The following is a 22086-nucleotide window of genomic DNA, read 5'->3' as shown; positions in this document are numbered from 1 at the left end:
TGATAAATAACCTAGGGCGATTATCGGAGGAAAATGATTGGATAATGGGTGAATTGGCTGACATATTTTCATCATTTTTCAATGATTTACATGTCAAAAATTCCTGATAAACAGATTGTTGTAGACAAAATGTCTGTTATTTGCAATTGGCAATAAGTTTGCTATTCGTGTGGAGAAAAAGAGAAAGAAACAAGAAGTCGATGAAATCTGGTGTCTCCGTTAATTGGTCGGGATGACTCCGATTTTTATCAACGAAAAAATTAAAAATACCGACATGAATTTTAACAATTTTACCATTAAAGCGCAGGAGGTTGTGCAGCATGCCATTCAGGTGGCACAGGGAAACAACCAACAGGTAATTGATACCGGACACCTGTTTAAAGGTTTGTTCAGCAAAGCTGAAAATGTCACTGGTTTTCTTTTGAAAAAACTGGGGGTCAATGGTTCGGTTTTGCAGCAAGCATTAGACCAGATTGTCGCTGGCTACCCGAAAGTATCAGGCGGTGAACCTTATTTGTCGCCGGCAGCGAATACGGTCGTTCAAAAAGCGACAGGGTATTCTCAAAAGATGGGCGACCAGTTTGTCTCGGTCGAGCACTTGTTGCTCGGTTTACTCGATGCGGGCGATCAGGTGAGCAAGATGATGAAGGACAGTGGAATCTCCAAAAAGGAATTGGAAGCTGCCATAGCCGACTTGCGCAAAGGCTCAAAGGTTGACAGTCAAACCGCGGAGGATACATTTAATTCGCTCAACCGGTTTGCTATCAATTTGAATGAACGCGCCCGTTCGGGAAAACTCGACCCGGTTATTGGCCGTGATGAAGAAATTCGACGGATTTTGCAGATTTTGTCCCGCCGGACTAAGAACAACCCGATATTGATTGGCGAACCAGGAACGGGAAAAACAGCGATTGCCGAAGGTTTGGCTCACCGTATCGTTCGGGGCGATGTACCGGAAAACCTGAAGACTAAGCAAATTTTCTCGCTCGATATGGGCGCGCTAGTGGCTGGCGCCAAATATAAGGGCGAGTTTGAGGAACGGTTAAAAGCAGTGGTGAATGAGGTGGTGAAGGCCAGTGGCGAGATCATTCTTTTCATCGACGAGATTCATACGTTGGTGGGCGCCGGTAAAGGCGAAGGTGCGATGGATGCTGCCAACATCCTGAAGCCTGCACTGGCCCGGGGTGATTTGCGTGCGGTTGGTGCGACTACCTTGAACGAATACCAGAAATACTTCGAAAAAGACAAAGCGCTGGAGCGCCGTTTCCAAATTGTGATGGTGAACGAGCCGGATACGTTGAGCGCCATTTCCATCCTTCGTGGATTGAAAGAGCGTTACGAAGGTCACCACAAGGTAAGGATTAAGGACGATGCCATTATAGCGGCAGTGGAACTTTCACAACGGTACATCACCGAGCGGTTTTTGCCTGACAAAGCTATCGACCTGATGGATGAAGCAGCCGCCAAATTGCGGATGGAGATGGATTCTCTTCCGGAAGAACTGGACGAAATCGAACGGAAGCTGAAACAACTGGAGATTGAGCGGGCTGCCATTCGACGGGAAAACGATACCCGTAAGCTGGCTAACCTCGATGAGGAGATTGCCAACCTGAAGGCAGAACAGACGAAATATCGTGCTTCATGGCAAGCCGAGAAGGATGTGATTGATGCGGTTCAAAAGCATAAGTCCGAAATAGAAGAGATGAAGCTGGAGGCGGAACAGGCTGAGCGGCAAGGCGATTATGGTCGCGTGGCTGAAATCCGCTATGGCAAAATCAAAGGTGCCGAAGAAGAAATCCAGCGTTTGCAGACCGAATTGGCTAAACTTCAGGGCGAATCCTCTATGATAAAAGAAGAAGTGGGAGTAGAGGATATTGCCGAAGTTGTAGCCCGCTGGACCGGAATACCGGTTTCCCGGATGATGCAAAGTGAGCGGGAAAAACTTTTGTACCTGGAAGATGAGTTGCACAAGCGGGTGGTTGGCCAGGATGAGGCGATTGCAGCTGTGGCTGACGCAGTTCGTCGCTCGCGTGCAGGCTTACAGGATGAAAAACGGCCGATTGGTTCATTCATTTTTCTGGGAACAACAGGTGTGGGAAAAACTGAACTGGCGAAGGCGCTGGCTGAATATCTTTTCGATGACGAGAACATGATGACGCGAATCGATATGTCGGAATACCAGGAGAAATTTTCGGTAACACGATTGATTGGCTCTCCTCCCGGATATGTGGGGTACGACGAAGGTGGACAGCTGACCGAAGCTGTTCGACGGAAGCCGTATTCGGTGGTTTTGTTCGATGAAATCGAAAAAGCGCATCCCGATGTCTTCAATGTGTTGCTCCAGGTACTCGACGATGGCCGGTTGACCGACAACAAAGGACGTTTGGTCAATTTCAAGAATACCATCATTATTATGACTTCGAATATTGGCTCGCACATTATTCAGGAGCGGTTCGAGAATCTGAAAGATGAAAACCGTGAAGAGGTGTTGGAGCAGACCCGCTTTGAGATGTTGAACCTCTTGCGGAAGAGCATTCGTCCGGAGTTTCTGAACCGTATTGATGAGACGATCGTGTTCACTCCGTTGAATCATGAAGAGATCAAAGAGATTGTGCGTCTGCAGTTCAACCTGATTGCAGAACGGCTGAAGAAAAGCAATCATGAAATCTCCATTAGTGAGGCAGCAGTGGATTGGGTGGCTGCTTCGGGGTTCGACCCGCAGTTTGGCGCCCGTCCGATCAAACGGACATTGCAACGTTTTGTCCTGAATGACTTGTCGAAACAGTTGCTGGCAGGAACCATCGCAGAGGACAAACCCATCATGGTGGATGTGGAAAACAATACCCTGGTATTCATGAATTAAGAAAATGAAATCCCCCGGTTGAGAAACGCCGGGGGATTTTTTGGTTTTTACCGCAAACTGACTTTCCGGACAACAGCCTGTTCGTCGTCAGTCCAACGAACAAGATAGATTCCGGTCCCGGGCTGTAGCCGGGCATGATTGGTGTGGTTGATTGAGTATTCAGTTATTTTCTGCCCAATAAAGTTGAACACCTCCAGTTTTCCGTTCAGCAGTTGTGGTGTTGTAACATGAAGGATTTTTCCGGAACTGTAGATGCGAACTTGGTCATTGGTTAAATCATCAAGTCCGGTTCCGTTTTTCAGATGCAGCATTAAACTGTTGTTGTTTTCTCCGGCGGCAGCATCGTATCGCAATGTATCGCTACTTCTCAAGTCAAGTGTTTCGCCGGTAATTGTATTTTCCAGCGAAATAGTAATTCCGCCACGGAATGAGTTAGAAACTTCACCGGTAATGCTGAGTTCGCCGGCATCAGAAATGTACAATCCCAGCGGGAAACTTTCGGGATAGGTTTTTGCCTGGTTGATGGCCAGTTTCTCACCTTCCTTATTGAACCAAAGCTGCGGTACCCCGATATCGTAGTACACTAATTTTCGCGAATCTTCATTGAAATCCAGTTCATCGCTGTTTGTTTGGTCGAAACGAACTAAAGCGAAATCTTTCCCATTAGGGCCAGTCACTTTGAGCCGGACAATATAATCTTCGGGTATTCCTTGTTTCAAGAAATATTGGCCGGTCGGGACACAGTCGTCCAGATTAACCGAATAATTCCCGGCAGTGGTTGCTTCCACGAAGAATCCCTGCATGGGAGGAATCATATCCGTAAACCCGGGACTGGTGACTGTGCCGTCAGATGAAACCGTTAGATAGGTTTTGGCATTCGGATCGAACATGTAAGCTGTTCCCGTTGTGTTGGTTTGATCGGAAGTCGACCAATTGATTGCTCCCAATCCAGGGTTACCAACAAAGTTGAAGTTATTGCCTCCATCTTCGAAACTTAGGGAAACAGACTGAATCCCGGAAATACAGCTTCCGTTGAAGACGAGTCCCAGCTCGTTGCGGGTACTGTAAAAGCCGTATCCGGTCATGGGTGATAGCGGCAGTGTTTGGTCGGACACATAACTCCAGGCGCTTTCATCTGCCGGTTGAGCGTTGTCGTAACGAATCAGGTATACCATGCCATACACTGGTTCGAACATGGCAGCGGTGTTGTCTTTTACCGGCGGGGTCAGGAAGAGCCATTTTCCTGCAGTTAATGCCCGTTTGGCATAGAGGATGCATTCTTCCGGAACATATTGCTGACCACCCAGCGAAGCATCCGACTCGAGTACCAGTGTTTTCGGGTTGACGGCTGCGGTAAGTACCGGGTAATGGTCAACGCCGGATGGAATGATGCCTTTCATCGTTCCATCCGGAATTCCGTTGTTCCAGTTGGCGGCATTGTTCCAGTTATTATTCTGTGTTCCCAACCACGTTGTTTCCAGGTTGGGGGATGCGGCTAATGTTTGTCCGGTGTTCACCGCACCAAATGACGATTCTGCCGGGTCCTCCCAGGTGAAGTCTTCGTAGTAAGAGCCTGGGCCGGTCAGTTGAATGGAGAAATTAGCAGGAGTGGTAGTAGTCTCTTCCGGAGCAATTTCGATTGATGTCAGTCCTGTAGCATCACCTTCGGTTGCAGTAACAGGCCCTTCGTAGCTAATGAACTGCACAATTTTGTGTTGATATGAAATGGCTAAACCATCAGGGCCTTTTTGCAATTCATCACAGTCAATCAGGATGAGCGAAAAGGTAATTTCATTCACAAATGATACATTTTCCGCTAAATTAAATTCATCTATGATGGTCCCACCATTTCCATTGTAGTGTATGAGGTTAAAGTCGTCAAGCAAATAGTTTTCTGCATTTTCGAGTATGATTTCAACCTGTGCGTGATCGTCAACACTGTCACTGTAATGAAACTCATTAATCCAGGCGTTGGGTAAGTCATCCAGCGGTGTGATAAGCGTTGTTTCGGGAATCGTTCCGTCTGTTTTCACATTGGTTGTTTCATCACTTCCCCGGTAGGGAATGATTTGTGCATACCAACGTGTTTCGTTTCCGGGAATATACACTTCAGCTGCAGTTGTATCCTTATCGATGACAATCAACGCCTCATCGTCACTAAAGTCGGTATCTTCAACCGGACTGTCGCCGTCGACGGGCAAATGAGGAGTTGTTTGACTGAAGAGGAGAAGATAGCCGTCAGCAGCTGCTTCCCCGCTGTTTGCATCCCAAAGTAAAGTAAAAGTGTTACCGGTTTGTCCGGCCAGTCGAAAGTTACTGACCTGGTTGGCGGGCTCTGTTTCCATTGCGGTTCCAGATAGAGACACCAATACCGTTTCCGGGAGTTCGGTTGTTTCGTGGGTGATATCTCCACTCATCGTCCCTGGGGCATCCGGGGCAAAACGGACATGGATGGTTGCGGATAATTCACCGTCTGTTCCGGCGAGTGAAAGAGGAGCTGTATTTCCCTGCCAGTTGGTTTCATCGGTGGAAACGTCGAACCCGGCAGGAGGCGTAATAACGAGGTTGTCCCTCAAATATTGGGCTGTAACTGTATAAAATGATGTCGCAGAGTTCTCACCCGTAACCACGTCACCAAAATCAGGAAGACTTTCGACTGAAACCGTTACTTTCGGGGCTGGTTGATCCAACGTAGTGACTTTTCCGCTGGAAATCTCACTTTCCTTCACCGAATTGTCTTCCATCAGCCGTATAGCCTTCAGTTGACAATAATAGGTGGTTGAGAATTGAACGGATGTCGCTTCGTATGAAGTAACATTTCCAATATCTTCATCCACAATGGGATTGGTGTAGTCCGATTCTGTACTGATGATCAGGGAATAGGATGTTGCCTGGTAACTGGCCTGCCATTCCAGTGTAAACTTATTATAGTCAACCGAACCTGCCTGTAAATCTTCGGGTGCGACAGGAGTACCGGCTGTAATTTCAAACGAAGCTTCGGCGCTCGTCGCTTCCTGTTGGGAGTTATCAGTTGCTTTGATTTGGTAATAATAAGTACCGTCCTCAAGAACAGGTAAATCCGCTTTCCATTTTGTGCCCGATGAATAACTAAGCGTAAATGACTCCGTTAAGTTACCCGGGGGTGTTCCGTAAAGCATGATAGCTGAAATGACTTCGCCATCATCTGAAATGGAAGCCGAAACAGTGTTGTTTCCGGTTACTTCGGTGTCCGTCATGGGCGAAGGCTTGAAGGTTACACTCCCGAATTCGGGAACCGGGTCGTTATCGAAGAGGGCATTTTCGGTATCATTGCTATATGGAACGGGTGGTGCCGGAGGTCTGGTCTGTGCGAATGAAGGGCTTTGAAAGATAATAATCAGGCTAATAAGGAAAAGAGTTGTTGCAAAATTATTCATATTCAGAAAGATTTTGGTTGTTAGGTTAATAATGTATTGTTGTCTTGTTAAGAACGTTTGGTGTTTTTCTCTTTTCCTATATATAAGTTACAATAAAATCGTTTGTTAGCAAGTTTTTAAAGAGATGTTTTATAACAACTGGATAGGTAATTGGTATGATTTATGAATTGTTATAAGAGTTCAGAATAGCAACGATAGCTAATGTTTCAGCCCTGATTTATGAGGAAAAGAGTTTGCAAAAAAAAAAGCGTAACCAAAAAACTGATTACGCTTTGCCAGCGGAGAGAGAGGGATTCGAACCCTCGGAACCCTTTAGAGGTTCACACGCTTTCCAGGCGTGCCAGTTCAACCACTCCTGCACCTCTCCATCGGTGCTGAACTCCGGCTAATTTACCATGACTCCGGGGCACAAAAGTAGGAGATTTTTTTTGTCCGCAAAATATTTTCTTCAAAAGAAAAAAGGGGGCAGGTCTGGCTTTTTACTTGCTGGTCGCAGGAACGTCTTCCTTCCGGATCACGATCTTGTCCTCCTTAATGTATTTCCTGTTGCCTGTATCGTCAGCTAACCGCACTGTCACATCAACCGGAGTTCCTACTTTCCAGTTGGGACCGTTAACAGCGGTGAGTTCCATGAAACCTCCTGGTATATCGGTTAATTCTTTATCAAACTTGCCTTCGTACCCATCAAAACTCATGTCGCTGGGACGGATGGCGTATATTTCGGCATGTAATCCTTTAGGTAAAGGTTTTCCGCCTGAGGCTATTATTTGAGCGATAATCGTAATGCCCTCACTGTCGGTATCGGAACGCGTTTGAAGGATGACCTCCGAATGAATGTGGAACTCTGTATCATCTAAAAGAATGACGCTGGATGCTTCGCAGGGGCATGGCAATCGGGTGGACGCACATGATGTCATCAGTAACAAGCCAGCTATATAAAAGAAAATGTTCAGTTTCATATCTGTCGATTTTGAGCAAAGTAATAAAAAGCCTTCGATTAATATGGGGGAATGTCAAGGGTTTTTTAGTTTACTTTTCATAGCTTTGGTACGCCTAAATGAAATGATAAAGATGTCAGAACAATTGAATCACTGAAATTTATATGACCAAAAACTGATAGGTATGAAACGAATCTCTTTGTTTTCACTGATGATTGTATTATTGATGGTAGGGGGATGCAAGAACTCCCCAAAACAAGATGCCGGGCAGGAAGACGTTGTTGCACAGAAGGTAAAAGCGTTTTCGAAAGTTAAGCTGACGACTGATATGAGTCAGCTTGATGAAAATCAGGGAAAAATGCTGTCGCTGATGTTCGATGCGGCTGATATCATGGATGATATTTTCTGGCAAGAAGCTTACGGCGATAAAGATGCGTTGCTCACCAGTCTGAAAACACAGGCAGAGAGGGATTTTGCCATGATTAACTATGGTCCCTGGGAGCGCTTGAACGGCAACAAACCATTTGTGGAAGGAGCCGGCCTGAAACCAAAAGGGGCAAATTTTTATCCTCAGGACATGACGGAACAGGAATTTAACGACTGGAATGATTCCACAAAAACCAGTCAATACACCATCATCCGTCGTGATAAAGAAGGTAAGTTAATATCGATTCCTTATCATGAATATTTTAAGGATAAGATTGAGAAGGCTGCATCGTTGATTCGTCAGGCTGCAGAACTGGCTGAAGATCCGGGACTGAAAAAGTACCTGGAATTGCGTGCCGAAGCCTTGCTGACGGATAATTATTACGACAGCGATATGGCCTGGCTCGATATGAAGAACAACACCATTGACTTTGTGGTGGGGCCTATCGAGAATTATGAGGATCAGCTTTTCGGTTACAAAACATCGCACGAAGCGTTTATCCTGGTAAAGGACAAAGAGTGGAGCCAACGACTGGCTAAGTTTGCAGCGCTGTTGCCTGATTTGCAACGGGCATTGCCTTGTCCTCCCGGGTATAAAACAGAAATGCCGGGCTCCGATTCCGATCTGAATGCATATGATGTATTATATTATGCAGGCGATTGTAATGCCGGTTCCAAAACCATTGCTATCAACCTTCCCAACGACGAGCGCGTTCGGGCGGATAAAGGCAGCCGGAAACTGCAGTTGAAAAATGCGATGCGTGCCAAGTTTGACAAGATTTTGGTACCGATTTCCGATCTGCTGATTGCTCCCGGCCAACGTTCGCACATCAAGTTTGATGCTTTCTTCGAAAATACCATGTTCCACGAGGTCGCTCACGGATTGGGGCTTGGAAAAACTATCGACGGTAAGTCAACGGTACGGGAAGCATTGAAAGATACTTACACTTCTATTGAAGAAGGCAAAGCTGACATCCTGGGACTGTGGGTGATTACCAAACTGCACAATATGGGGGAATTGTCGGGTGAAGGCCTGATGGACAATTATGTGACGTTTATGGCGGGAATTTTCCGTTCCGTGCGTTTTGGCGCTGCCAGTGCACATGGAAAAGCCAACATGATCAGGTTCTATTATTTTGAGCAGCAGGGAGCTTTTACCCGGGATACTGAAACCGGAACGTACCATGTCGATTTTGATAAAATGAAGAAGGCGATGACTGCTTTGTCGGATGAATTGCTGAAAATCCAGGGCGACGGCGATTATGAGGCTGCCGCTAAACTGATAAAAGAGAATGGTTACATTCGTCCGGAACTGCAAAGCGATTTGGATCGTATTTCTGCGGCCGGTATTCCGAAAGACATTGTTTTTGAACAGGGAAAGGCTGTCCTGGGACTGAAATAAGCCGGCCCGGGTCTTATTATATAAAAGTTATCACGCAACTTATCAGATCGTTTTACTCATCTTAAAGAAAGCCCAATTGAATTGTATTGTTTTTTTAGTAACTTGATATACAATTTAATTAAGCAGCTAAATGTTAAATCAATATTTAAATTAACTTACTTATGAAAAGGCTTTTCCGGGTGCTGATGGTGATGATGATCATTAGTCTGTTCTTCTCCTGCACCGAGAAGAAATCGAAGTATGTAACCCTTCAAAAGACCGATTCCAACGGTTATAAGTACGAAGAAGTGATCAATGATCCATTGAAAACCCGAATCTACACATTGGATAATGGATTAAAGGTCTATTTGTCTCAGAACACAGACGAACCCCGTATTTTTACTTTTATCGGCGTGCGGGCCGGTTCATTGAATGACCCGAAAGAAACAACGGGACTGGCTCACTATTTCGAGCACATGATGTTTAAGGGAACCGATGAGTTTGGTACCAATGACTGGGGAAAAGAAAAGGTACTGCTCGACTCCATCTCCGGCTTATTCGAAGCCCACAAGGTTGCAACTGATCCGGAAGTGAAAAAAGCCATCTACAAACAGATTGATGAGGTCTCGCAGGAAGCTTCGAAATATGCGATTCCGAACGAGTACGACAAAATGGTTTCCACAATTGGGGCAAAGTATACCAATGCGGGTACATCATATGAGTTTACCGTTTACATGAACGATATTCCATCCAATGAACTGAATAAGTGGATCAACATGGAATATGAGCGTTTTAGCGATCCGGTTCTTCGTTTGTTCCATACTGAACTGGAAACGGTGTACGAAGAATTCAACATGTCTCAGGATAACGATGGCCGCCGGCTGAACCGCGCTATTATCAGTGATCTTTATCCTGGGCATCCGCTGGGTACCGATGTAATTGGCCGACCGGAAGATTTGAAAAATCCGTCGATGGTTAACATCATGAATTTCTATCATACCTGGTACGTTCCAAACAATATGGCAGTTATCCTGACTGGAGATCTCGATTACGATAAAACCATCCAGATGGTCGGTGCCACTTTCGGTAAATATAAATCGAAACCGCTTCCGGAAGTAAAACATGCTAAACTGGAACCGATTGAGAAGCCGGTAGTGAAGGAAGTGTATGGACCGGATGCTGAGCGGGTGATGCTGGCTTATCGTTTCAGTGGCTATCATTCGCCTGACCGGAAATATGTGACCATGATTGACTACATCCTGACCAACTCGACGGCCGGGTTGATCGACCTTGATTTGAATCAAAGTCAGAAAGTACTGAAAGCAGGCAGCTATAGCAACTTTCACAACGAATATGGCGAACATCGTTTGTATGGAACACCACGACAGGGACAGTCGCTTGATGAGGTTCGTGACTTGTTATTGACAGAGATCGAAAAAGTGAAGAATGGCGAATTTGACGATTGGCTGATTCAGGCAACAGTGAATAACCTGCGTTTAAATGCCATTCGTCAGAACGAAGGAAAATGGAGAGTCTTCAATTACCTGAATTCCTTTATCAAGAAAACCAACTGGGCAGACGAACTGGCGTTTTACGATGAAATGGAAAAAATTACCAAAGACGAATTGGTGGCTTTTGCCCGCGAGCATTACAAGGATAACTATGTTCTTGCGTATAAACGGACAGGAGAAGCCAAAGGGCTGGTGAAGGTCGATAAACCGGAAATTACGCCTATTTCCATCAACCGGCAGGATCAGTCGAAATTCTTCACCGATTTTACGGCGCAGAAGGTAGAGCCTCTGAAGCCCCGGTTTGTCAACTTTGAGGAGGCTATCGATGAAAAGCCGCTGGCAGAAGGAGTGAAGATGGATTATATTCCCAACGAAACCAATGAGCTCTTCCAGTTGGATTATGTAGTCGACATGGGCCGGAACCACGATCCGTTGCTCGAACTAGCGGTCAAGTATTTGCCTTACCTGGGAACCGATAAATATCCGGCTGCTGACCTGAAAAAGGAATTCTATAAGCTGGGAGTTGATTTGAATGTGAATACCGGTAACGACCGTTCCTATGTGTTCATTTCCGGTTTGGATAAGAATGCGAAGAAGGGAATGGAACTGCTGGAACATTTGCTGGCCAATGCCCAACCCGATCAGGAAGCCTATGATAAAATGGTGGAAGGAATTCTGAAAGAACGTGCCGATGCCAAGCTGAACCAGTACCAGATTCGACGTGCTCTTCAGTATTACGGACAGTACGGAAAGGAGAATCCCTTCACCAATGTGATTTCGGAAGAAGGACTCCATAAAGTTGATCCGGCTGTTTTGGTAGCCAAATTACATGAATTTAGTCATTACCCACATCGCGTATTCTACTATGGCCCGACGTCCTCCGAGCAGGTTTTTCAGATGGTGAAGGAGGGGCATCAGATTCCGGCTGAGTTGAAATCGATCCCGGCAGAAAAAGAATTTGCGATGCAACCGACAAATGAGAATAAGGTCTTCTTTGTGAATTACGATAAATCGCAGGTTGATATCCGGATGATGTCCCAAAGTTTACCGTTCTCGCCCGAAACGTACGTTAATTCGCAGTTGTTTAATGAATATTACGGCAACTCGATGAGTTCAGTCGTATTCCAGGAAATCCGCGAATCGAGGGCTCTGGCTTATTCTGCATGGGCCGGATACAGTGCCCCATCGAAGAAAGAAGAACCTTTCTACATCAATGGCGCCGTGTACACACAAGCCGATAAAATGATGGATGCGATTGGTGCCATGAACGGTTTGTTGGATAACATGATTTCCGATAATCGTCTGTTTGGAATTGCCCGCGAAAGCGTGATGAAGAATATCCAGACGGAGCGCATCAACAAAACGAACATCTTCTGGACCTGGTTACGGAACCAGCGTTTGGGTATCGATAAGGATATCCGGGAAGATGTTTATAACAAGGTTGAGAATTCGGACATTGCCGATGTGCAGAATTTCTTTAACGACCATATGAAGAACCAGCACTTTACTTACCTGGTGGTTGGAAACCGGGATGACGCCGATTTGGATGCTTTGAAAAAAGTCGGTCCGGTTGAAGAGCTGGCGCTCGAAGATATTTTTGGATATTGATTTGGCTTGTGCCGGAGCTGCCCCCGAAATACATAAGCCCGTCTTAACAGGTGAACTGCGGAGAGGCCCGGTAGTGTTCCGGGCCTGTTTTTTTGCTGCGCATGAAAATAAAAGGATGATAAATTCTTACTTTTAGTCAATAGAAAGAAAACGTAAACGATGGAAAGTCCGGAAAACTTTGCTCCAATGGGGCTCATATTCGATATGGACGGTGTGATCATAGACAGTAATCCGCTGCATAAAAAAGCCTGGCGTACGGTTTTCGGGCGGGAAGGTATTTCCATCACCGAAGAAGATTTTACCAATTTCATTTTTGGTACCACCGGCGATTCGGCTATCCGGATCCTGATGAAACGAGAGATGGCACAGGAAGAGGTAGACAGTTTCAATCAGGCTGTCGATGCAGAATACCGGAGCATGGTAAAGCGGATGGACGGGGTGGAACCCGTTGAGGGATTGCGTAATTTCCTGGAACAATTACGTTCAGCCGGATACAGAATCGTTGTAGCTACGTCGGCGCCGACTAAGAATGTCGATATGGTAATGGACAAGCTTCAGTTAAGAGAGTATTTTGAATTCATTATTGACCGGGCCCGGGTAACCCACGGAAAGCCACATCCGGAAATCTATCTGGCTACTTTGGAGCAAATGGGCATGCCCGCTTCGCAATGTGTCGTTTTCGAAGACTCCCTGGCAGGAATAAGAGCCGCTGTCGGGGCGGGAATCAAAGTGATTGGGGTAACCACCAGCCATTCGGATGATGAACTCAGGAAAGCCGGGGCCATTCTGACGATCAGCAATTTCGATGAAATGAGCGCGGAACATATTTCAACCCTGATAGGGGGTAATTAGATGTATCCAGTCCGTATGTTCAAACTTTCTTCTGGGTAGAAGAAAAGAGATGAACAACAAAATTCAGATTTACTTTAAGCGTCTTCATGCCGAAGAAGCTGAACGCTTGCAAACACTGGGCGTCCGCACGGAACAGGTACGCTACGGGGAGCTCCTCAAATTGCTTCACCGATTAGGTTTAAGCATCAATAAAAGAATTGTCGATATGGTAAAGTCAAGTGGTCCATTTTTCTTTACGGTGGCTGCAGCCGGCGATTTCCTGATGGTACACCTTTTCCGCAAGGAAAACCGGGAAAGCTGGATACAGGGCCATTCATCGGAAATTGGATTTGGCAGAGGTTTAGGTTAATCATAATCACATTTATATTGTTTTTCTACTCCATCTGTGAACATTATGGCCTGTCTGAACGCTGTTGTAATCGGATATTCATTTATGGATTCTGCATGATTAAACGTAAATTTAGAGACATTTAAATAGCATGACATTTACATCAAACAAGATACAATAATGACGATTTCTGAAAGTACAGGACAGGTTCCGTTTAACGCATTTCTCAACTCGCTGAAGGAGACAATGAAAAGTGTTTTTTATGAGCGGGACAACATTGAAAAATTCATTCAGCAAAGGGGTTTTCCTGCCTTGGTATTGCGTGACATCATGTCCCGGAATCCGTTATCGGTAGCCATTCCTGAAGCCTATGGCGGCAGGGGCGTAAAGGTGAAGGAGTGTTTGGGCGTTCTGGAAACGGCGTCGTACGAGTCGTTGCCATTGTCGTTGGTATTCGGCATCAACATGGCCCTTTTCCTGGAACCGGTGGTGAAATATGCCCAGGATTTGGTTAAAGGCGACATCTTTAAACGGTTCATGAACAAGCAGAACATGGGGGGACTGATGATTACCGAGCCCGACTATGGCAGCGATGCGTTAAACATGCATACATTTAATGTGAAAGAGGGGTCACACTATCATATTCAGGGAACCAAGCACTGGCAGGGGTTGACGGGTATGGCCGATTACTGGCTGATGGCCTCACGCTCCAAAAATAAGGACGGCCGTCTGGCACGCGACATTGATTTTTTTGTTTGCGACGCCCATCAGCCCGGGCAGCGTATTGAAGTAGAAGAGTATTACAACAACATTGGATTATACCCGATTCCTTACGGGAGAAATAAGATCGATATCAAAGTACCCGAAGAGAATAAACTCCAGCCCGAAACAACAGGGCTTAAGTTGATGATGGATTTGCTCCACCGCAGCCGGTTTCAGTTTCCGGGCATGGGAATGGGCTTTATCAACCGGATGCTGGATGATGCCATCAGGCAGGTGACTTCCCGTTTTGTCGGGGGCAAGTCGCTAATGTCGCTTGACCAGGTGAAGCACCAGATTTCCCGTATTCAAAGTGCGTTTACCATTAGTTCTGCCATGTGTTCGCGCAGTGCGGAACACAGCGGTATCGAGCATGATTTATCGCCCGATGCGGTGGAAGCCGGCAGTATGAAGGCATACATCACCGACCTGATGCAGGAAGCAGCCCAAACCCTGACGCAATTGATGGGGGCCAACGGTTATAAAGCTGAGAGCGTGGGCTCACGGGGCATCATGGATTCGCGTCCATTCCAGATTTTCGAAGGTTCGAACGACATGCTGTACACCCAGGTTTCGGAAGGTGTGTTGAAGATGATGCGCAAGCAAAAAGTGACGAGCCTGTTGGATTTCTTCCAGTCGTACAACCTGACCGATCGCGCTGCTGATTATTTCAAGTCGCTGGTCAACTTTAAGGTCAATTTTGATTTGCCACAGCGCAAAGTGGTCGATTTGGGCAAAATTATCAGCAAGGTGATTGCTGCCAATCACGTGGTTACGCTTGGTTCGAAAGGTTTCCGCAGCGATTTGATTCAGGAAAGCATCGAAACCATCCGGCACGATATTGCCATGTTGGTGAGCTCATACAAGTTTCAGACACAAACGGCTCCGGTAGTCGAATATCATGAGAATAGCTCGTGGCTGAAGTTCAGTTAAGCGTTTCAATCAAAAATATGAGAAAGGGTGGATATCTTCCGGCAGCCGGATGAATCCATCCTTTTTTTTGTTTAACACTTAAAACTTCTTTAACAACAGTAACCACAGTAACAGCGAAGTGCAACCTGAAACCTGTAAATCAATGAGAAATGAACAATGAATAATAAAGAGGACGATTAGGCTAAACCCCAAAACAGAACATGAAACCTGTAAACGCAATACAGAATAAGTCTATATAAGAGGGTAGATCGTTGATGCAGCTAAATTTCAGCTATCTTGCGCTAATTGAATGACAATAGCATGAATAAATAAAAAGCTGAGCGTTGCCTGACAGGCAGTGGCGGCACGAAGGATTTGAAGAGGAAGGACAGATAATTTTCCGCCTGCCGGAAGTCTCCAAAGGTTAAAAAGAATACCCATAAGCCACTCTACCCGTACATTCCAACGTTTACCGATTAACAAATTACATTATGGCAAACACCCATTCGTTTCATATTCCCGTTATGGGAATTGGATATACCATTGATACACCTTTAAAAGTTGCACATTTAGGCATCGATTCTGTCATTTCGCTGGTAGATGATATGTTGCTTGAAAAACTGCGCAAAATGTATTGCGAGAAGTTTGAAATGCCTTACCAGGAAATCACGGAAAAGATTGAAGATTTCCGCGCCAAGCGGATTACTTCCTATCTCAACCTGGTGAACAGTGTGGCCGAACGCAAGCTCGAAGAGTTGAAAAGTGCGGCGTTGGAAAGGAGAGAGGAGATAAGGGAATACTTCAACTTGTTGCCCGACAGCTCGACCATCAAGCAAGAGTTCAAAAAACGGACGGCTAAGTACATCAATTGGGATGAAGTCGGTAGCTGGCTCCGGGAGAACCTTTCGCTGGGAAGCATCGATGTGAACATCATGACCAAGATTGATAAAGACAATTACCTGAAAAAGGAAAAACTGCCGGTAGAATATAACGATGCACATGCCGCGTTGCGCGGATTTGCCCAAAGCGATTTGCATTCGAGCATTGTGCTTTCGGCGGGTATGAACCCACGTTTGTATGGTTACCTGGAACATTTCGACGACTTCTTCCCTGATGAGAATGGTTACATCCAAAAGAAAATTGTGCTGAAGGTAAGTGATTACCGCTCGGCATTTATCCAGGGCAAATTTCTGGCGAAAAAAGGATTGTGGGTTTCGGAATACCGGGTTGAATCGGGGTTGAACTGCGGCGGTCATGCTTTTGCCACCGAAGGTAACCTGATGGGCCCCATCCTGGCCGAATTCCGGGACAACCGGAAAGATTTGATCCAGGGCGTGCACGAAATCATGGTACAAGCCCTTGTTGCAAAAAACCGTGTGGTTCCGGAGAAAGAACTTCCGCTGAAAATAACGGCGCAGGGTGGTGTCGGTACCGCTGAAGAGCACGAATTCCTCATCAATCATTACCAGATTGATTCAGTAGGATGGGGTTCACCCTTCCTCTTGGTTCCTGAAGCAACCAGTGTGGATGACGAAACCATGAACAAACTGGCGGAGGCCAAAGAAAAAGATTTGTACCTGAGTAATATCTCGCCATTGGGCGTGCCTTTTAATAACCTGCGCGGTAACACCAAGGATGTGGAGAAAATGCTCTGGGCCGAAGGTGGCAAGCCGGGAAGTCCCTGTCCGAAGAAATATGTGGCGTTGAATAATGAATTCACCGAAAAGGGAATTTGTCCGGCATCGCGGCAATACCAGCTACTGAAGATGAAAGAGCTGAAAAAAGAGGGCATGTCCCCGGAAGCTTACCAGGAAAAAGTGAACCAGATCATTGACAAGTCGTGCATTTGCGTTGGACTGGGAACCTCAGCGTTGAAAGCCCATCATCTCGATACCATTGAAGAAGGAGAAGGGGTATCCGTTTGTCCCGGACCGGATATGGCCTATTTTGACAAGGTCGTTAGCCTGAAGGAAATTACCGATCACATCTATGGTCGTGGTAACGTAATGGGGCGGGCTGACCGGCCTAATATGTTTGTTAAGGAACTGAATATTTACCTCGATTTTTTGAAGGATAAGGTGAATGAGGCCAAAAAATTGGTGACGGTAAAGCAGGTGAAATACTTATCTTCTTTTGCGGATAATATCGATAAAGGAATTACCTATTACCGGGGGCTGTTTGGCGGTTCTGCGAAAGAGAAATTCAACGACGGCAAAGCAGGCATTTTAGCCGGGCTGGACAACAGTAAAAATACACTGCAACGTCTGGTTGGAGAAATTGAAAGTTTGAAGTGAAAAACATCCCTGCCGGAAAGTCTTCCCAGGGAAGAAGTCCATCTCTCCCCGGAAAATATTGGTCGTGAAAACAGCACCGAACTGCCCCCGGATGTTACAGAAGTACTGGAACGTGAACCATCCAGGTGGTATGTGCGCAGGATCATCCGCCATAAATATGTATTAAACTCGCAAAGCAGTAATCTAATGACTGGATCACCAAATTCTTTCCCGGAGAAAACCACAGTGAAAAATCCTGCAGCAGCTGGTTGCAGTATCCGCTGGAATTTTTGCCGGGGAAATAACCTACAACATCATCTGTCCGCCATTCACAGGCAGATAATTCCCGGTGATGAATTTGGATTCATCGGAAGCATAAAACAGCACGGCTCCCGCGATATCTTCAGGTAACCCGATTCTTCTTAATGGAGTCATACCGGCAACCATCTTTTCCCTTTCTTCCGGCATGGAGCTGGTAGCATCAGTAAGTACAAGGCCGGGAGCCACCACGTTGACGCGGATTTGCATAGGCCCCATTTCAAACGCCAGCGATTTTGCAAATGCATCCAACGCTGATTTGGCTGTTGAATGTGCCGAAAATCCTGTATTGGGCCTTCTTGACAAACCACTGGAAATAATAATAACCGAGCCTGATTTCCGTTCTATCATGGACGGGAGCACAGCCTTCAAAGTCCAGAAACTCGCTTTCACTTCATGTAAAATCTTTTTTTCAAAATCTTCCCAGGCTTGTTCCATAAAAGGCGCGTTCTTAAAATTACCCCCGGCATTCAACACCACAATGTCGATTTTCCCAAACTCACGTTCAACTTCCCGAACCATTTTATCTGACTCTTCACGGTCAAAAACATTGGCCTTTACAGCTATGGCACGTCCATGATTCTTTTGGATAGCAGCTACCACTTCAGCAGCTTTTTCTTTACTTTGATTGTAATTTACGGCCACTGCAGCGCCGTGTTCTGCAAGTTTAACAGCCGTTGCGGCCCCAATACCCCGGCTTGCTCCGGTTACAATTGCAACTTTTCCCTTTAACAACATTTTCATCCCCTCTTTTTAATGTTTCTCTTTTTCAAGTTTCAGTTTTTCAGAAATCATTAAATCCCCCTGTGCCATATTTTCATAGGGATTCTCTTTAATAAAAACCACGAAAGCTTCTCTTGGGATATCGGTTATTTCACTGGCTAACTTTGTAAAGCCTTTGGCCAGGGCTTCTTTTTTTTCATTCGGAAGGAAAGGCCCTTCCATCGTGATTACTGGCATAATTTTCAATTTTTCAGATTAATAATTCAGTCCATTTCGTCCCCTCAAATCTTATACATAGCTGCAAAATTAAGTTTTTCCACGACAAAGTATTCTGAAATATTCTTAAAACGAATGGGCCCAGTTTAAGAACATATTTTTAAAGTTTGCATCATTGGCATATTTAACCTGAGAACGCCCTCCCAATTCCGCTTAAAATTGTTAGTTATTGCCCTGCACGTGCTTCCAGTTGCTTCCGCTTCAGCGTGATGAGGTGGCCAATGGGTTTTCCATCCCGGTAGGTAATCACCCGTAAAGTAATTGGCCCATCCGGCAATTCAACCAGGCCGGTGTATCTGGGACAGAAATTGTCGGGCATGGTGTCGTCGATGGTGTAGTAAATCGCCAGGTCAGGGATTTCGGTATTCATGACCAACATTAACTTACCATTTTCCTTTTTTGTGGTAACTTCTGCATCGTAAACGGCCTTGGAATAATTGATTTTCCCGATGTCGGCACGTGAAAACTGGTTCTCCATCCGGGTGGCAAAGTTATTCCAGTTTTTGGCTGATTTGGGCGACCAGAACACCTCGGATAGGGCCCAGGCGCGCGGATAAGTCATATAATCTACATATCTGAACGTTGGGGTTTGCTCGGTCCATAAATTACCCTGGCCTCCGAGAATGTATTTGGGATCGACGCCATCGGGTACCGGCTCAAAACTATAGGTTTTCGATACGCGCAGATTGGCATAAATAGGCGGCTCAACCGTCGGCTCTCCCTGGCAATAGTCGAGATAGGCATAAGTGGTCGGGGTCATGACTACTTCGTGTTTCATTTTCGCCGCTTCAATTCCGCCTTTCATTCCGCGCCAGCTCATCACGGTGGCATTGGGGGTGATGCCGCCTTCGAGAATTTCGTCCCAGCCCAACAAACGCTTTCCTTTCGACTCAAGTATTTTTTCAACCCGGTTCATGAAGTAACCTTGAAGCTTTTCTACATGGGTGATGTCGAGCTTTTTCATGAGCGCCTGGCAACCCGGATCTTTTTCCCAATAGCCTTTGTAACACTCATCTCCACCAACATGAATGTACTGGTTGGGAAAGAGTGCTGCCACTTCCGTGAATACTTTATCGAGAAACTCGTACACTTTTTCGTTTGACGGATCCAGGGTATTGTCAACAAACATCTGGAAAGTACCGTCGTCATTCCATTTCGCAAAACTTGAACCCGGATTTACTTTAACACTGGTATCCTGTGTGCAGCAAAGCTCGGGATAAGATGCAATGGCGGCCATGCTGTGTCCGGGAACATCGATTTCCGGAATGATGGTAACATAACGCTCTTTGGCATACTGAATAATTTCCCGGATGTCATCCTGTGTATAATAACCGCCAACGGTTGCTTTCTCGCCGGGTTTTGGAGCTTCGCGATCGCCAAAGTGTCCATAGCGTTTTACCCGCCATGCGCCTAACCCGGTGAGTTTGGGCAGCGATTTGATTTCGATGCGCCAACCGTTATCGTCGGTCAGGTGCCAGTGGAAAGTATTGTATTTGAACCGGGCCATCTGGTCGATGTATTCTTCTACCTGCTCTTTGGTGAAGAAATTACGACTCACGTCGAGCATCAGGCCGCGCCAGGTAAAACGTGGGTAATCAGTAATAGATACTGAAGGGACGTTCCAATCCCCGGCGGTTTTTACTTTGCTCTCAATTTCTTTTGGGAACAGTTGGAGCAACGTTTGCATTCCATAGAACAGGCCGGCTGGTTTGTTGGCGGCGACAACAATTCCTTTGGGATTTACATCCAGCGTGTAACCTTCGTCTCCCAGGGTTTTGCCGGTTTTGGTGTTCAGGTTGAATTGAATGGTTCCCTCAGTTCCCTTCTTCGCTTTCAGGTTAAAACCCGTCGGCGTATTGATTTTTGCCGTGAACATATTCGCAACATGTTCTGCATCAGGCATGTTGTATGCAACAGAAGATGCGGGTGTGATGGAATAAAACCCATCAGCCGGTTCCACATTGACCGGTTCAGGAATCAGGTTCAGACTGTTGGTTTGTCCGTTAACAGTCGCAATTGTGCAGACAAGCAACAGGAAAAGCAAGTTTCTCATCGTTTTTATTTAATGGATTAATAATCAGTTGAAGATTAGGCCTGCGTAGTTGAAAATTGACAACGTTGCCGATAAATATAGAAAATGTTCTCAATGATCAGGCAGGTTTTAGAAAGGTTCTTGTCATCACAACAAAGTGTAAAAAAAGTATTTGTTCGAGCTGGCTACAAAGTTATAGATCCATTCGTTGCTTCAACCGGAACCGATTAATAATTGCCCGTCTTAATTCTTTCCTAAATTTCATTGGTGATGAGTCAACTTTTCATTCAGTTTTGTATTTTAGGCGGCGCTTCGATGGTCTTCCATTTTGTAAGCTGTATCTTCCGGTTAACCGGAAATAATCACTAATGAACAAATCGCGTTTCCATGACAGATATTATTAAATCCATTATCCTCGGTATTATTGAAGGTATTACCGAGTTTCTGCCGATTTCGTCTACCGGGCACCTTATTATTGCCAATCAGTTTATAACATTCGAAGAGAGTTTCACCAACATGTTTGATGTGGTGATTCAATTGGGCGCTATTCTTTCTGTAATTTACTATTTCCGGAAGGAGATTATTCCCAAAAGCCTGAACATTGCTGAAAACAAACGCATTTTTGATATTTGGTCCCGGGCGGCTGTCGGAGTGGCGCCTGCTTTGATATTGGGCGCCATTTTTGGTTCATTCCTGGAAGAAAAATTGTTCAATCCGGTGGTGGTTTCGACCATGTTGGTGATTGGTGGCCTGGTTTTGATTCTCATCGACCGGAAAGACCGGCCATCCCGCTTTCACGATGTGGCTACCATGGACTACAAAACTGTCCTGCTTATCGGTTTAATTCAGTGTATGGCTATGATCCCCGGAACATCCCGGTCGGCGGCTACCATCATTGGAGCCATGTTGCTGGGGGCCGATCGGAAAACGGCAGCCGAGTTTTCATTTTTCCTGGCCATTCCGACCATGATTGCAGCCTCCGGTTATTCGTTGCTGAAACATCAAGCTTCGCTCAATAGTCACGATTTGATTGTGCTGGGAACCGGATTTGTTGTTTCTTTCATTGTGGCGTTACTGGTTATTGCCTTCCTGATGAACTTCATTCGGAAACATACTTTCCAAAGTTTCGGTTATTACCGTATTGTGCTTGGAATTGTTATTCTGGCCTGGATGTTCCTTTGGTAAAATGATCCACTTTTTCAACTATAATATTTACCCCCGTTTCCTTCTGATTTTTGATGAAAGATTCGGGGTATTTTATATTATTTTCGCTGCTCTGATTTTTATTGTATTCTAACCTGAATTGGCCGGAAACCTCCCCGATTTTTGAAAAAATTTCAAATCCGGTAACCCACTCGCAACGATACCCGTACAGCGATTTTCAGCTTCATTGAATAGTCTTTTTATGGCTAACTGCCGAATTATTAGTAAATTTGCATTGTTTTTAATCAATATTTTGGTTGAAAATCG

Annotated in this window: 13 protein-coding genes and 1 tRNA gene; 8 read left to right on the top strand and 6 right to left on the bottom strand. The window is 45.6% G+C overall.

All coding sequences use genetic code 11. The features are described 5' to 3' along the window. The first annotated feature begins 274 nt into the window (after window positions 1–274). Window positions 275–2863 carry an ATP-dependent chaperone ClpB gene (gene clpB / locus GJU82_RS06890; protein WP_153631470.1) on the top strand — a complete coding sequence of 863 codons (2589 nt, stop codon included), beginning with the start codon at window positions 275–277 and terminating at the stop codon, window positions 2861–2863. 47 nt (window positions 2864–2910) lie between these two features. Here clpB and GJU82_RS06885 read toward each other — a convergent pair whose 3' ends face one another. The 3 genes from GJU82_RS06885 to GJU82_RS06875 all read right to left on the bottom strand — a co-directional run bounded on the left by GJU82_RS06885 (window position 2911) and on the right by GJU82_RS06875 (window position 7238). Then, a complete protein-coding gene (locus GJU82_RS06885) occupies window positions 2911–6279 on the bottom strand; it encodes a hypothetical protein (protein WP_153631469.1) in 3369 nt (1122 codons plus the stop codon). Between the two features lie 279 nt (window positions 6280–6558). Further along, window positions 6559–6646 (bottom strand) — tRNA-Ser (locus tag GJU82_RS06880). 112 nt (window positions 6647–6758) lie between these two features. Further along, window positions 6759–7238, bottom strand: a complete 480-nt coding sequence (locus tag GJU82_RS06875) for a hypothetical protein (protein ID WP_153631468.1) — start codon at window positions 7236–7238, stop codon at window positions 6759–6761. Between the two features lie 163 nt (window positions 7239–7401). Here GJU82_RS06875 and GJU82_RS06870 point away from each other — a divergent pair, with 163 nt between their 5' ends. The 6 genes from GJU82_RS06870 (at window position 7402) to GJU82_RS06845 (ending at window position 17288) form a co-directional block, all read left to right on the top strand. Continuing rightward, a complete protein-coding gene (locus GJU82_RS06870) occupies window positions 7402–9045 on the top strand; it encodes a Zn-dependent hydrolase (protein ID WP_153631467.1) in 1644 nt (547 codons plus the stop codon). A gap of 161 nt (window positions 9046–9206) precedes the next feature. Next, entirely contained in the window at window positions 9207–12143 is a 2937-nt protein-coding gene (locus tag GJU82_RS06865; RefSeq protein ID WP_228488606.1) for a pitrilysin family protein, read from the top strand. A 159-nt stretch (window positions 12144–12302) separates the two neighbouring features. Next, the gene (locus tag GJU82_RS06860) at window positions 12303–12995 is read left to right on the top strand and encodes an HAD family phosphatase (RefSeq protein WP_153631466.1); all 693 of its coding nucleotides are present in this window, start codon (window positions 12303–12305) and stop codon (window positions 12993–12995) included. Between the two features lie 49 nt (window positions 12996–13044). After that, a complete protein-coding gene (locus GJU82_RS06855) occupies window positions 13045–13344 on the top strand; it encodes a hypothetical protein (RefSeq protein WP_153631465.1) in 300 nt (99 codons plus the stop codon). A 159-nt stretch (window positions 13345–13503) separates the two neighbouring features. After that, complete coding sequence (locus GJU82_RS06850) at window positions 13504–15015, top strand: acyl-CoA dehydrogenase family protein (protein WP_153631464.1); 1512 nt, start codon at window positions 13504–13506, stop codon at window positions 15013–15015. A gap of 470 nt (window positions 15016–15485) precedes the next feature. Then, window positions 15486–17288, top strand: coding sequence for a hypothetical protein (locus GJU82_RS06845; protein WP_153631463.1), 1803 nt, complete (start codon window positions 15486–15488; stop codon window positions 17286–17288). A 285-nt stretch (window positions 17289–17573) separates the two neighbouring features. Here the strand turns inward: GJU82_RS06845 and GJU82_RS06840 are convergent, their stop codons facing one another. From GJU82_RS06840 to GJU82_RS06830, 3 genes are all read right to left on the bottom strand, one after another. Beyond that, on the bottom strand, window positions 17574–18329 hold the full coding sequence (locus tag GJU82_RS06840; RefSeq protein ID WP_228488605.1) for an SDR family NAD(P)-dependent oxidoreductase: 756 nt from the start codon (window positions 18327–18329) through the stop codon (window positions 17574–17576). Window positions 18330–18338: 9 nt separating this feature from the next. Continuing rightward, window positions 18339–18545 (bottom strand): 4-oxalocrotonate tautomerase DmpI, encoded by a 207-nt coding sequence (gene dmpI / locus GJU82_RS06835; protein ID WP_153633336.1) that lies wholly within the window; start codon window positions 18543–18545, stop codon window positions 18339–18341. Window positions 18546–18750: 205 nt separating this feature from the next. Next, a complete protein-coding gene (locus GJU82_RS06830; RefSeq protein WP_153631462.1) occupies window positions 18751–20637 on the bottom strand; it encodes a beta-N-acetylhexosaminidase in 1887 nt (628 codons plus the stop codon). A gap of 366 nt (window positions 20638–21003) precedes the next feature. Here GJU82_RS06830 and GJU82_RS06825 point away from each other — a divergent pair, with 366 nt between their 5' ends. Continuing rightward, entirely contained in the window at window positions 21004–21801 is a 798-nt protein-coding gene (locus GJU82_RS06825) for an undecaprenyl-diphosphate phosphatase (RefSeq protein WP_153631461.1), read from the top strand. Window positions 21802–22086 lie beyond the last annotated feature (285 nt).

It is taken from the genome of Prolixibacter sp. SD074, from assembly GCF_009617895.1.
GTDB lineage: Bacteria > Bacteroidota > Bacteroidia > Bacteroidales > Prolixibacteraceae > Prolixibacter.
This window is presented reverse-complemented; position numbering and strand designations above follow the sequence as displayed.